Here is a 13,238-nt window from a genome sequence, read left to right as displayed (position 1 = left end):
TACATTTTTTGTAGATGCTTTTTTATTTTTACGTTGTTAAACAAATCAATAATTTTAACAATTAAACGTAGAAGGATGAAGCAGTATCACGATTTAGTAAAACACGTTTTAGAAAACGGAAACGAAAAAGGAGATAGAACAGGAACAGGAACTAAGAGTGTTTTTGGATATCAAATGAGATTTGATTTGAGTGAAGGGTTTCCAATGGTAACAACTAAGAAGCTACACCTAAAATCGATTATTTATGAATTATTATGGTTTATAAAAGGTGATACCAATATTAAGTATTTACAAGAAAATGGTGTACGTATTTGGAATGAATGGGCTGATGAAAATGGTGATTTAGGACCAGTTTATGGACATCAATGGCGTAACTGGAATAGTGATGAAATAGACCAATTAAAAGAAGTAATTGAAACACTAAAGAGTAACCCTAATAGTCGTAGAATGTTAGTGTCTGCATGGAATCCTTCAGTTTTACCTGATACTTCAAAATCGTTTGCAGAAAACGTAGCAAATGGTAAAGCGGCATTACCTCCATGTCATGCATTTTTTCAATTTTATGTAGCAGACGGGAAACTTTCATGTCAATTGTATCAACGTAGTGCAGATATATTTTTAGGAGTTCCTTTTAATATTGCGTCTTATGCTTTATTTACCATGATGGTTGCACAAGTTTGTGGTTATGAAGCAGGAGAGTTTATTCATACGTTTGGTGATGCTCATATATATAATAATCATATGGAGCAATTAGAGTTGCAATTATCACGTGAGCCAAGACCTCTTCCTAAAATGAAAATTAATTCAGCAATAAAAAATATTGAAGATTTTACTTTTGAAGACTTTGAGTTGATTGGTTATGACCCACACCCTCACATAAAAGGAGTTGTAGCAGTATAATTTAACTTTATTTTATATATATTGTTTAGTAGCTTTGTAAGAAACCAGCAAAAAAGTTATAAGAATGAATATAGACGTTGATGTTTTAAAAGAAGATCTCTACGATAAAATAGCCGAAATTAACGATGAAAATGTATTAAAAGCAATTCATACGTTGGTTGATAATATGAAAAATGAAACTTTTGAAGAGGCTACAACAGAAAAAAGAGACCTTACAGGTTATATTAAAGAATGGGTGAAAAACATGTAAGCCACACAAACTAAATTTATGATTACACTCATAGCTGCAATTGCAAAAAACAATGCTTTAGGGAAAGATAATGACTTAATTTGGCATTTGCCTGCCGATTTAAAGCGTTTTAAAAAAGTTACTACAGGGCATCCTATTTTAATGGGACGGAATACTTTTGAGAGTATTGGAAAACCTTTACCCAACCGTACATCAATAATTATTACCCGAAATAAGAACTATTTTATAGATGGATGCTTAATAGCAAATAGTATTGAGCAAGCTATAGAGTTAGCAGAAGGAAAAGATGCGTTTATAATAGGTGGAGCGCAAATTTACAAGGAAGCTTTAGAGCAAAGTTTAGTTGATAGATTAGATATAACTGTGCTGCATCATGAATTTGAAGCAGATGCTTTTTTTCCTAAAATAGATATGAATGTATGGAAAGAAGTAGCAAGGGAAGATTTTAAAGCTGACGAGAAAAATAAATATGACTACAGCTTCGTTTCTTACGAAAGAAGATAATGGAGTTTAAAGAAACAAATAAATTATCCACTTTTTATAAAGAACAAGTTAGGTTACTATGGAATCGTGAATACCCATATGTCATTAAGCAGAAAAGTATTGAAGATTTTAATCAGTATTTAGGGCCACTAAAGGACAAAAATCATCTTTTGGTTATAGAAAATAGTCGAGTATTGGGTTGGTGTTGTGATTTTATTCGAGAAGGAGAATGTTGGTTTGCAATGATTTTAGATACAGAAATTCAAGGAAAAGGAATAGGTAGAAGCCTAATTGAAAAGCTAAAAAAAAGACACAATAAATTAAATGGTTGGGTTGTTATTGGTGAAAACTATTTAAAAGAAAATAACCAAACATATAAATCGCCAATAGGTTTTTATAAGAAATTAGGATTCACTGTTTTTGAAAAAGAGAAACTCAATTCATCAATATTAAATGCTGTAAAGATTCAGCTGAAATCATAAGAACTAAATGTCGATAGAACTTACCTCAATAGTAAAAACATACGGAACACAAAAGGCTGTTAATAATATTTCTTTTTCAGCAAAGAAAGGAGAAATAGTTGGTTTTTTAGGTCCAAACGGAGCTGGGAAATCTACAACAATGAAAATCTTAACAGGGTTTATTAAACCTTCAGAAGGAACTGTGTTGGTAAGTGGTATTGATGTAATTTCAAACCCTATTGAAGCACAAAAAAAAATAGGTTATTTACCAGAGCATAATCCGTTGTACTTGGATATGTATGTGCGAGAATATTTACAGTTTCAAGCATCTTTACATAATATAGAAAAGGCTAAAATTAATGAGATTATTGAAAAAGTAGGGTTAACGATTGAAGCACACAAGAAGATTAATCAATTATCTAAAGGTTATCGCCAGCGTGTAGGATTAGCGGCTGCTATTTTACACAATCCAGAAGTATTGATTTTAGATGAACCAACAACAGGATTAGATCCAAATCAATTAGTTGAAATACGTCAATTAATCAAAGAGTTAGGAAAAGATAAAGCAGTATTACTATCTACACACATTATGCAAGAAGTAGAAGCAATGTGTGACCGAGTTATAATTATAAATAAAGGAGAAATAGTAATTAATAAACCTATTTCAGAACTTAAAACAGATAATGAACAAGTAATTAAAGTAACGTTTGACTATAAATTAGAGGAACAATTTATTAAACGATTACCAAATATTACAGCATATAAAAATACGCTAGAAAATAATTGGGTGTTAACTTTTAATTCTTCTAAAGATATGCGCCCAGTAATTTTTGACTTTGCACAAGAAAACGGATTAAAAATTCTAGGATTAAATACCGAAAACAAAAACTTAGAAAGTTTATTCAGGGAATTGACTAAATAAAAAAAAGAAAAACTAAAAATTGATTAATGAAAAAACTTTTACTTCTGGTATTAGTTCCTTTTCTGTTGAAATGCAGTAAAAAGGAAGATTCAAACATTTACATTGGTGGCTACAGAGGTTTAGATAAGGTTATACCTTATCCATACTTATTAAAGTATGAAGATAAAAAGGTTTCTTTGTATAACTATTTAGGAAAGAAAATAGAAGAGAAAAAAGTCGATTCAATAAAAGCAAACGATACTTTAAAGTTAGCAGGTAAAGAACTTTTAATTTGTAAAAAGAAAGGTGAAAGGATAACTGTATTTGATTTACTTGATACAGTTAATTTTTCAAGATATAAGGATAAATCAAGAAGCCCAATATATAAGGATTTAGCGGTTTTTAAGAAAACAAGTTTCGATAAAATAGATATGTATGTTGAAGATGTAAAAAAGCTTTTAGAATCGAAAATATGGAAATGTAATGTTGAAAAAAGCAAAAATGACACCCCTAATGAAGATTTTGTAATAGAAAAAGTATATTCATTCAAAAATGAAGAAGTAATAGAGTTGACTAACTATTATTATAAAGAAGAGAAGGTTATTTCAGAGAATCAAAGCATGAAATTTAATCTTTTTAAAATAGATAATCAGTTGTTTCTTTCATTTTCAAAACAAACTGAAAATTCACTACCTATATTACAAATAACCGTTATTTCAGACTCGAATATTTCGTTGAAAAATTATTCTGTAAGAGATATCGAAGGACAAAAGGTCTTATTAAAAACAAGTTCAATTAATAATAAAGATTTTAGTACTTCTATTAAGGAATCTAATGAATTTGAAAATTGTTTTGAAGGCTATCAAGGAGAGTATTATTACGGAGATGATGTTACTTTTAAAAAAGGGAATGAATTTCTAAAGAACTATGTTAATGATGGACTTCCTGAAATTAAAGAAAACAGAAAAGAAGGGTATATTATTATTCATTTTAATGTAAACTGTAATAAAAATGTTGGAGACTTTGGGTTGATACAAATGACCAGGGATTATAAGAAAACAAGTTTTTCTAATGAGTTAGTTAAACATTTAATAAATAAAGTAGCTAGTCTTAAAGATTGGCCAAAAGTTGAAGGATTGGAATGGCTAAAGTATAAAGATGTTCATGCGTTTTTAATGTTTAAAATAGATAATAATAAAATTGTAGATGTATGTCCTTAAAGAAAATAGTATTTATTGTTGCAACCGCCTTTGTTTTAAGTTGTAAAACTGAAAATAAAGTGTCTTTAGATGAACTTACAAATAAAGACAAAGACTCTATAGCAAAAAAGTTTGATGATATGTCAGTCTATTTTCTTCAGCCTTCACAAATTCATAGAGACTATAAAGATTCAGCTATTGCAATTCTTCCTGAAAAAATAGATTATATTCAACGATTATCTTACTCGTATAAAAAAGTAGGAGATCATATAAAAGCAATGGAAATACTTAACAAAGCTGTTGATATAGATACAGCTAAAGGGCAAGTAAATGCATTACAGTATAGAGCATGGACATTGTTGTACTATTACCGTGATTATAAAGGTGCGATAAAAGATGTGGATTTAATAGAAAAAATTACTGGAAATAAATATAATGTCTGCTGGGGAGAGCCTTGTGGCTTACAAAAAGGACAGGCATTGTATAAACTTGGAAGGTATGACGAAGCTATTGAAGAGTTTATTACGGCAAACAAAGAGGAAGAAAAATTAGGATTTGATATTAGTGATAATCATTTAGTGTTTTTTTACTTAGGGAGATGTTATGCTGAAAAGAAGGATTACAAAAATGCAATTAATAGTTTTGAAAAGTCTTTAAAAGGAGCTTACAATATGTTCCCAGAAGCATATTATCAACTAGGGTTAATTTATAAAAATCAAAAGGATTATACCAAAGCAAAAGAATACTTTTTAAAAGCTCAGAAAATACCAGAATATAAAATGAACGAACCGTATATTGAGCGTTTTGATGAAGTTTTTCCTTATATGATTGAAAAAGAATTGAAAGGACTAAATTAAAAACAAAATACTCGTTTAAGTTAACAAACAAGAATATATATAAACTCTTTATGCACAGTGTGCATAAAGAGTTTTTTATTGGATTCACGTAAAACTTAAAAATTCTTGATTAAAAAAGTAAGGGTGATTTCCCCCTTTTTACTACCTGTAATTCTATTAGAAAATATTTAGGAGAAACTACTTTTTTAAAAGAGTTTTTCATTGCGGTTATTCTTCACAAGAGAGGTTAATTTTACAATGTCTGATTGCTAACCCTTCAATCTACAAGCAAAACTAACCAAACTTACTATTAAAATGATTTTTGAAATATTACAAATCATTACCGAAGAATTGAATGACTATTTCGACGAAAAAGCCGTAGACTTATCAAACATAGCTATGGCTGAAGGAGATGGAAATTCCCCAGCAAACACTCCAGATATTTCATTAACATTAATTAATACACAAGAAGAGTTTGCATTAAAAAATACTTCTAACAATCGTGTAGAAGGAACTTCAGTTAGTTACAGAAATCCAAAAGTATATTTAAACCTTTATGTTTTATTCAGTGTAGATAAATCCAGTTATGCTGAATCTTTAAAGAGTTTGACAAAAATATTAGCCTTTTTTCAAGGTAAAAAAGTATTCACACATCAAAACACCAACTTTGAAGGTATAGATGGACTAGGAGACCTAAAGACTTTTAAATTTATTACTCAACTATATACACCTTCTTTTGAGGAGTTAAATTATATATGGGGAACCTTAGGAGGCAAACAATACCCGTCAGTACTTTACAAAATAACATTACTAGAAATAGAAAGGGATATTGTAACTAAAGAAGGAACAGTAGTTTCTGGTATTGAACAACAATCAATAATTAAAAATTAGAAGATTATGTACAAAACACTGTTCAATATCAATATATATCACTCTTACTTTTTAGACGAAGGAGAACGAACTTTTTTTGAATTAAATGGAGGAAATAATGGAGTAATACCTCTCACAGATGAAGAAAAAAAACGTTTAGAAGAGCAATATGATATTAGCAAGTTTCTATCAATTCAACCTACTCAAGAAACCAAAAAGGATTTAAAAAATCATAGACTATTACTTAGAAGCCATAAAAAAGGAGTTCGAGTACTATCAGAAACTATAAAAGTAACAGCTGAAGAAGGAAATCAAGAAGTAAATAGATATAGTCCAATAATTACATTACCCGATTCACTAACGCTAACTTTTTACTTAAAAGTGCACCATGTTTATTTTGAAAATTTTTCTAACATAATTGAAAAGAAAGAGGAGCAACTATATTACTTATCAAACAAAAGTTCCTCAGTAATCAATTTATTTGAAACAATTTCTGAGGTGAAAAAATGGAGTTCATTTTTGATTTCAGATAGTGAAACAAGAAAGCTATTACATCAACTAGAAAGAGAAAAGGAGTTTGATTCAATTATGCCAAACTTAGTAACCATAGCAAATATCAATGCTTCTGAATTAGATGTTATAGAATCTAAAATAACAAATGCTACTCCTTTAAATGAAGAAGAGCAAAAGGTGATAGATACTATTAATTTTTTTGTAAGAAGAATTAAAAATAGTGGGGTAATAGGGGTTGTTCAAATCCAGATATCAGGAGACAATAACAACAATTTAACAGAAGAAGTATTAACTAAGAATGAAGAAACAGAAGTCTTTGATGTCTCAAAACAATGTTTGTTAGAGGAGTCACCAGAGTTTTCTGTTTGTATTGAAAATAGAAACACATTTTGGCGTTACACGAAAAGAAGTGAAAACCTTGTAATGACTACGTCAGAAGAAAAACCATTGACACTTAATGGTCGTGTAGAGATAGATAAACAAGACGTTATACCAGAACCACAAGAAGATTATTATTTCCCAAATCCTACTCCAGAAAGTATTAAGAAAGAATCGCAAGATTATTATTCGGAAGTATTTATATAAACAAAAATTAAAATTTAAAACAAGTAATTATGTCAGCGTACAAAACACCAGGAGTCTACGTAGAGGAAATTGTAAAGTTTCCCCCATCGGTAGCTCAAGTAGAAACAGCAATTCCAGCTTTTATTGGTTATACCGAGAAGGCAGAGAAAAAGAATGGAGATACTCTAGCTCTAGTTCCAACAAGAATAACATCACTCTTAGAATATGAAACATATTTTGGAAAAGCCCTTAAAGAGGACTCTATTGATGTAGAAATTGTTGATAAATTGATAAATAAAACTATAGAAAGATCTTATGTAGTAAGTAAACCAAGTAATGCAAAACCATTTTTAATGTATTATGCAATGCAAATGTATTTTGCGAATGGAGGAGGACCATGTTATATTGTATCTGTAGATCAATATGGAATAGAAGTAAACCCTGCTACGCTAGTAAGTAAAACAGATTTAGACAAAGGGTTGGCTAAAATTCGTAAAGAAGATGAACCTACGTTATTACTTTTTCCAGATGCAGTAAATATGGGAAATACGGATGATTTCTTTGCTTTATATAATGATGCATTGGCACAATGTAATGAATTACAAGATAGGTTTGCCATTATAGATACTGAAACGGACGATGAACAGAATGAAACTCCAGTAGAAGATTTAAGAAGTAAAATTTCAAATGATAAAGATTATGTGAAATATGGAGCGGCATATTATCCTTTTTTAGAAACTATTTTAGATTACGATTATGATGAATCAAGTGTGTCAATTACTCATATTTCAGAATTAGCTAATTCGACTAATGAAGCTGTGAATATAGCTAATAGAAGTTTAACGAATATAAATAATGTTATTATAAACGTACCAAGTTTAATAACAGATTTAAATACGTCAACGACAGCTGTTATAAATGCAGGATCAGCATCAGCAGCGAAAAGTGCATCTAGTGATGTTGTAGATAAATTGAATGATATTTTATCAGTACTAAACAATGTTAAAAATGAAAGTACTCTAGCTTTATTAGCTGCAAGAAATTCTCAAAAAGCAATAGATAATCAGGCATCTGCTGAAGTCACAAACGTTAAGGATGATGCAGATAGTTTAGAAGCAAAAATAGGAGAAATAACGGCTTTAATATCTGAAGTAAATGACATAAAGAATGATGCTACAAACCCATCAACTCAAGAAATTGCAAAAGCAGCAAGTAATTCAGCATTGTCTACATTAGACGGAGGAGGTACATCAGTATTAGAAACAAAAATTCAAAATGTGGCTGATGCTATTGATAACCCAGAATTATTAACAAGTTTAACAAGTGCAATTGGAGGAGATACAGACAATGGTAATTTACATGGGTTAACTCTAAAAGATATAGAATTGATAGATAATGCTGCATATAATACGGTAAAATCAGAAATAAATGCAATGCCAATGGTATTACCCCCGTCTTCGGCTATGGCAGGAGTTTATGCAAGAGTTGATTCAGATAGAGGCGTATGGAAGGCACCAGCCAATGTAAGCCTGAATTATGTAATTAAACCAACATTACAAATTTCTCATGAAGAACAACAAAACTTAAATGTAGATACAGTTGCGGGTAAATCAATAAATGCAATTCGATCTTTTGTAGGAAAAGGAAATCTTGTATGGGGAGCAAGAACTCTTGCAGGAAATGATAATGAATGGAGGTATGTATCTGTAAGACGTTTCTTCAACATGGCAGAAGAGTCAATTAAAAAAGCATCAGAACAATTTGTTTTTGAACCTAATGATAAAAATACTTGGGTGCGTGTAAAAGCAATGATTGATAACTTCTTAACACAACAATGGAGAGCAGGAGCACTTGCGGGGCCTACACCAGAAAAAGCATTTTATGTAAGTGTTGGTTTAGGAGAAACCATGACAGCTCAAGATGTTTTAGAAGGAAATATGATCATAGAAATAGGTATGGCAGTAGTACGTCCAGCTGAATTTATCATACTTAAATTCTCTCACAAAATGCAAGAAGCATAAGTAAACTAACTAACCAAAAAATATAAATAAAAAATAAAGAATCATGGCAGAATCATATCCAATGCCAAAGTTTTCCTTCGAGGTAACCTTTGGTGATACGAAATTTAATTGTACAGAAGTATCAGGGTTAAGTTTTGATAATAAAGTAATAGAATATCGTGGAGGAGCAGATAAAGAATACCACAAATCAAAACAACCAGGATTATTCGAATATAGTAACATTACTATGAAGAGAGGAACCTTTGTAGATGAAAGTAAACAGTTTTACAAGCAATGGGCTAAAACAGTTTATTTCCAAGAAGGAGGAGAGCAATTTAGAGGAGATTTAACCATCAAATTATTAGATGAGACTGGACAACCAGCTGTAGTATGGGAAGCTCAGAATGCTTATATCACTAAAGTACAGCCTACAGACTTAAAAGCTGATGGTAATGAAATAGCCATTGAAACTGCTGAGTGGGCAATTGAGAAGCTTAAAATGTCATCGTAATGAGCTATCATCCACCAGTAGGATTTAGTTTTAAAGTAGAGTTTGAAGATATTCCAACTTCAAGCGGCGACAATTCATTTCAATCAGTTTCAGGTCTTTCGGTAGACCTTGAAACTGAAGAAATAGCCGAAGGAGGAGAAAACAGATTCAAGCATAAAATACCCGTACGTTCTAAATATCCAAATTTAGTGTTGAAAAGAGGGATGCTTGTCGATTCAGAAGTAATTAAATGGTGTAAAAAAGCCCTAGTAAACTTCGAGATACAACCTATAAATATCAATGTAATGTTATTAGGTGAAGACGAGCAAGCCATACAAACATGGAATGTAAAACATGCATACCCTGTAAAATGGAATGTAGGAGACTTTAATGCTGAAGAAAGTAAACTGGTTATTGAGACACTTGAATTAACCTATAATTATTTTAAAATAGTATAAGATGCCTATTACTATCAAAGAATTACATATTAAGATTAACGTGGATGAAAAATCAGAATCACAAGGAAAAACAAGTGGGTCAAAAAAAGGAAACACAGCAGCTATAGTTTCGGCATGTGTGGAGGAAGTAATGGATATTCTTGAAAGACAAAAACAAAGATAATGAGTCAAGGAGAGTTAAAAAAATTAGTAATAAAGGCGTATTCTGACGATAAGTTTAAGAATGAAGTAGCCAATGGGGAGTTTACAACACTTATAAACCCAGAAAAGTATATGGTTGCTTATAAACCAGAATATACTGAAGAACAAGGGCAAGGTACAAGTGGCTCTCAACCTAAGTTTACAAGAATATCTCCTCAAGAATTAGATTTAGATCTGTTGTTTGATAGTAGTGGAGCCATTGACGGAAAAAGTGATCTAAAAGATGGAATCATAGATAAAATAGAAGCGTTTAAAAAAATTGTATTCGAATACAAAGGAGAAGAGCACAAACCTAACTATTTAATGATTAAATGGGGTGCTCTCCTTTTTAAGGGCTCTTTAGTAGATCTTTCTATTGAATATAAATTGTTTGCACCAGATGGAACACCATTACGTGCCAGTGCAAAGCTTAAGGTAAAAGGTACTATTGATGATGATTTACGAGTAGCAAGAGAAAACAATCAGTCGCCAGATTTAACTCACTATCGTAAAGTGAGATCAGGAGACACTTTACCACTTATGTGTAATCGTATTTATGGAGACTCAAAGTATTATTTAGAAGTAGCTCGTGTTAATAAAATAATGCAGTTCAGAAAACTAAAATCAGGACAAGAAATATTTTTCCCACCCTTACAAAAATTTGCTTAGATGAATAATACAGGAACCATACAAACTTCAAAAAGTGCCGATTTAGTCACTTTTAAAATCTTGATTGAAGGAGAAGAACTCTCAAAACAATATGAGGTAAAAAATATTACTGTTTCCAAAGAAGTAAACAAAATACCAACAGCTCAAATTGTTTTAATTGATGGAGATGCTTCAGAGAGAGATTTTAAATTAAGTAACGAAGAGTTATTAATTCCTGGTAAAGAAATTGAAATTACCGCAGGATATCATTCTGATGAAGAAACTATTTTTAAGGGAATTGTTATCAAGCATAATCTAAGAATTAGAGCTAGTTCAGCACAATTAATAGTTGAGTGTAAAGATGAAGCGGTAAAAATGACCGTAGGCAGAAAAAGTAAATATTTCTATGAAAGTACCGATAGCGACATTTTTGAAGAAATTATAGGGAAGTATAGTTTGTCAAAAGATGTAGAAACTACAAATTACAACCACGCTGAATTGGTGCAATATAATGCATCAGATTGGGACTTTGTCGTTTCAAGAGCGCAAGCCAATGGAAAACTATGTTTTGTAGATGATGGAACAATAACCATAGCTAAACCTAATGTAAGTCAGTCAGAAATTGAAACGGTAACTTTTGGAGGATCCTTATTAGACTTTGATGCAGAAATAGATGCCCGTCACCAAGTGAAAAAAGTAGCAGCTTACAGCTGGAATCACGCCGATCAAGAAGTGATCGAAATTGAAGGAAAAGATCCAAATGTAAGTTTAAATGGAAACTTATCGGTTTCAGACTTAAACAAAACCATAGGTTTAGAAAGTATGGAGTTACGACACGGAGGTGTTGTTACGGATACTGAATTACAAGACTGGGCAGATGCCAAATGGTTATTTCAACAATTGGCAAAAGTAAGAGGGCGTGTAAAATTTCAAGGAATCCCGTCAGTGAAACCAAACACCATTTTAAAACTAGAAGGTGTTGGAGACCGATTTAACGGAAATGTATATGTAACAGGAGTTCAGCATGTAATTTCAGAAGGAAATTGGGTAGCCAATGCACAGTTTGGTTTATCAACAGAATGGTTTTCTGAAACTTTTGAAATCTCAGCAAAACCGGCTTCAGGATTATTGCCTGCCATTCAAGGGTTACAAGTGGGAATTGTTTCTCAATTAGAAGAAGACCCTGATGGAGAAGATAGAATTCTAGTACAAATTCCAATTGTAAATAACGAAGAAGAAGGTATTTGGTGTAGAGTAGCTTCACCCGATGCAGGAGAAAACAGAGGTATTTTCTTCCGTCCAGAAATAGGAGATGAGATGATTGTAGGGTTTATTAATGAAGATCCTAATGATGCCATTGTTTTAGGAATGTTGCACAGTAGTGCAAAACCTTCTCCAATAACAGCTACTGATGATAATCACGAAAAAGGAATTGTTACCAGAAGTGAAATGAAAGTATTGTTTGATGATGATAAAAAAATAATCACTATTGAAACACCCGCAGGAAAAATTATTTCGCTGAATGAAGATGAAGGGGCCATAACGATTGAAGATGATAATTCTAATGTAATTACGATAAATAGCGATGGAATATCAATGGAAAGTGCCGGAGATATTTCATTAAAAGCATCAGGAGATGTAAATATTGAAGGAACAAATGTGAGCATAGCAGCCAATGCAGAATTTAAAGCAGAAGGTAGTGCTGGGGCAGAAGTTTCAACAAGTGCTATAGCTGTTTTAAAAGGTTCATTAGTTCAAATAAATTAAAAAAATGGGAAACCCAGCAGCAAGAATAACAGACATGCATGTGTGTCCAATGGTTACAGGAACAGTACCTCATGTAGGAGGCCCAATTTTACCAGCGGGAGAACCTACCGTATTAATTGGAGGGTTACCTGCGGCGAGAGTAGGTGATATGGCAACTTGTACTGGGCCACCAGATAGCATAGTCGCTGGATCAGGAACCGTATTAATTGGAGGGATGCCAGCAGCAAGAATGGGAGATAGTACTTCACATGGAGGAACTATTGTACTAGGAGAAGCAACAGTTTTAATAGGATAACAATGGAAAATAAAAAAGCATTTTTAGGAATAGGTTGGGATTTTCCACCAGAGTTTTCAAAAGATCTAAGTGAAGTTATCATGATTTCAGAAGAAGAAGATATTAAAAGTAGCTTGGAAATATTGTTAACTACCAGATTAGGAGAACGTGTAATGCTACCTAATTACGGTTGCAACTTACAAGAGCTTCTTTTTGAAAAGTTAGATAGAACGCTAATAACCTATGCTAAAGATTTAATTGAAACAGCAATTTTATATCACGAACCAAGAATTGATGTGATTCATATTGATGTTTCAGAAACAGACCCTTTAGAAGGAATGTTAATAATAAAAATTGAATACATAGTTAGAGCTACCAATAGTAGAACGAATGTTGTTTTCCCTTTCTATAAAGGAGAAGGAACCGATATAAATTAAGACACAC

General features: G+C 31.7%; 17 protein-coding genes. All 17 read left to right on the top strand.

Features of this window, described 5'->3' with window-relative positions:
• Window positions 1-75: 75 nt before the first annotated feature.
• The 17 genes from ACTPNM_RS15755 to ACTPNM_RS15675 all read left to right on the top strand — a co-directional run bounded on the left by ACTPNM_RS15755 (window position 76) and on the right by ACTPNM_RS15675 (window position 13,231).
• Window positions 76-900 (top strand): thymidylate synthase, encoded by an 825-nt coding sequence (locus ACTPNM_RS15755; RefSeq protein WP_440122762.1) that lies wholly within the window; start codon window positions 76-78, stop codon window positions 898-900.
• Window positions 901-964: 64 nt separating this feature from the next.
• A complete protein-coding gene (locus ACTPNM_RS15750) occupies window positions 965-1,150 on the top strand; it encodes a hypothetical protein (protein ID WP_047790311.1) in 186 nt (61 codons plus the stop codon).
• An 18-nt stretch (window positions 1,151-1,168) separates the two neighbouring features.
• Window positions 1,169-1,654 carry a dihydrofolate reductase gene (locus ACTPNM_RS15745; protein WP_440122760.1) on the top strand — a complete coding sequence of 162 codons (486 nt, stop codon included), beginning with the start codon at window positions 1,169-1,171 and terminating at the stop codon, window positions 1,652-1,654.
• A complete protein-coding gene (locus ACTPNM_RS15740; RefSeq protein WP_440122758.1) occupies window positions 1,654-2,115 on the top strand; it encodes a GNAT family N-acetyltransferase in 462 nt (153 codons plus the stop codon). Before ACTPNM_RS15745 ends, ACTPNM_RS15740 begins: the two co-directional genes overlap by 1 nt.
• 7 nt (window positions 2,116-2,122) lie before the next feature.
• A complete protein-coding gene (gldA, locus tag ACTPNM_RS15735; protein WP_440122756.1) occupies window positions 2,123-3,016 on the top strand; it encodes a gliding motility-associated ABC transporter ATP-binding subunit GldA in 894 nt (297 codons plus the stop codon).
• Window positions 3,017-3,042: 26 nt separating this feature from the next.
• Window positions 3,043-4,215, top strand: a complete 1,173-nt coding sequence (locus ACTPNM_RS15730) for a hypothetical protein (protein ID WP_440122754.1) — start codon at window positions 3,043-3,045, stop codon at window positions 4,213-4,215.
• The gene (locus ACTPNM_RS15725) at window positions 4,206-5,051 is read left to right on the top strand and encodes a tetratricopeptide repeat protein (RefSeq protein WP_440122752.1); all 846 of its coding nucleotides are present in this window, start codon (window positions 4,206-4,208) and stop codon (window positions 5,049-5,051) included. The genes ACTPNM_RS15730 and ACTPNM_RS15725 overlap by 10 nt, the downstream gene beginning before the upstream one ends.
• Window positions 5,052-5,345: 294 nt before the next feature.
• Window positions 5,346-5,921: a DUF4255 domain-containing protein gene (locus ACTPNM_RS15720; RefSeq protein WP_274639470.1), complete on the top strand. Its 576-nt coding sequence runs from the start codon at window positions 5,346-5,348 to the stop codon at window positions 5,919-5,921.
• 6 nt (window positions 5,922-5,927) lie between these two features.
• Complete coding sequence (locus ACTPNM_RS15715) at window positions 5,928-6,998, top strand: hypothetical protein (protein WP_440122750.1); 1,071 nt, start codon at window positions 5,928-5,930, stop codon at window positions 6,996-6,998.
• A gap of 29 nt (window positions 6,999-7,027) precedes the next feature.
• Window positions 7,028-8,998, top strand: a complete 1,971-nt coding sequence (locus ACTPNM_RS15710; RefSeq protein WP_440122748.1) for a phage tail sheath family protein — start codon at window positions 7,028-7,030, stop codon at window positions 8,996-8,998.
• Between the two features lie 43 nt (window positions 8,999-9,041).
• Window positions 9,042-9,488, top strand: coding sequence for a phage tail protein (locus ACTPNM_RS15705; RefSeq protein WP_047790305.1), 447 nt, complete (start codon window positions 9,042-9,044; stop codon window positions 9,486-9,488).
• Window positions 9,488-9,925 carry a phage tail protein gene (locus tag ACTPNM_RS15700; RefSeq protein WP_099215620.1) on the top strand — a complete coding sequence of 146 codons (438 nt, stop codon included), beginning with the start codon at window positions 9,488-9,490 and terminating at the stop codon, window positions 9,923-9,925. Before ACTPNM_RS15705 ends, ACTPNM_RS15700 begins: the two co-directional genes overlap by 1 nt.
• 1 nt (window position 9,926) lies before the next feature.
• A complete protein-coding gene (locus ACTPNM_RS15695) occupies window positions 9,927-10,088 on the top strand; it encodes a DUF5908 family protein (protein WP_408028391.1) in 162 nt (53 codons plus the stop codon).
• Window positions 10,088-10,774, top strand: a complete 687-nt coding sequence (locus ACTPNM_RS15690; RefSeq protein ID WP_440122745.1) for a CIS tube protein — start codon at window positions 10,088-10,090, stop codon at window positions 10,772-10,774. The genes ACTPNM_RS15695 and ACTPNM_RS15690 overlap by 1 nt, the downstream gene beginning before the upstream one ends.
• Window positions 10,775-12,520: a type VI secretion system tip protein VgrG gene (gene vgrG, locus ACTPNM_RS15685; protein WP_440122744.1), complete on the top strand. Its 1,746-nt coding sequence runs from the start codon at window positions 10,775-10,777 to the stop codon at window positions 12,518-12,520.
• Window positions 12,521-12,524: 4 nt separating this feature from the next.
• On the top strand, window positions 12,525-12,815 hold the full coding sequence (locus tag ACTPNM_RS15680; RefSeq protein WP_099215617.1) for a PAAR domain-containing protein: 291 nt from the start codon (window positions 12,525-12,527) through the stop codon (window positions 12,813-12,815).
• A gap of 2 nt (window positions 12,816-12,817) precedes the next feature.
• Entirely contained in the window at window positions 12,818-13,231 is a 414-nt protein-coding gene (locus ACTPNM_RS15675; protein WP_099215616.1) for a GPW/gp25 family protein, read from the top strand.
• Window positions 13,232-13,238: the final 7 nt, after the last annotated feature.

Source organism: Tenacibaculum sp. Ill (assembly GCF_051938915.1).
Taxonomy (GTDB): domain Bacteria; phylum Bacteroidota; class Bacteroidia; order Flavobacteriales; family Flavobacteriaceae; genus Polaribacter; species Polaribacter larymnensis.
The sequence above is the reverse complement of the archived record's forward strand: the minus strand, read 5'-3'. Positions and strand labels throughout refer to the sequence as shown.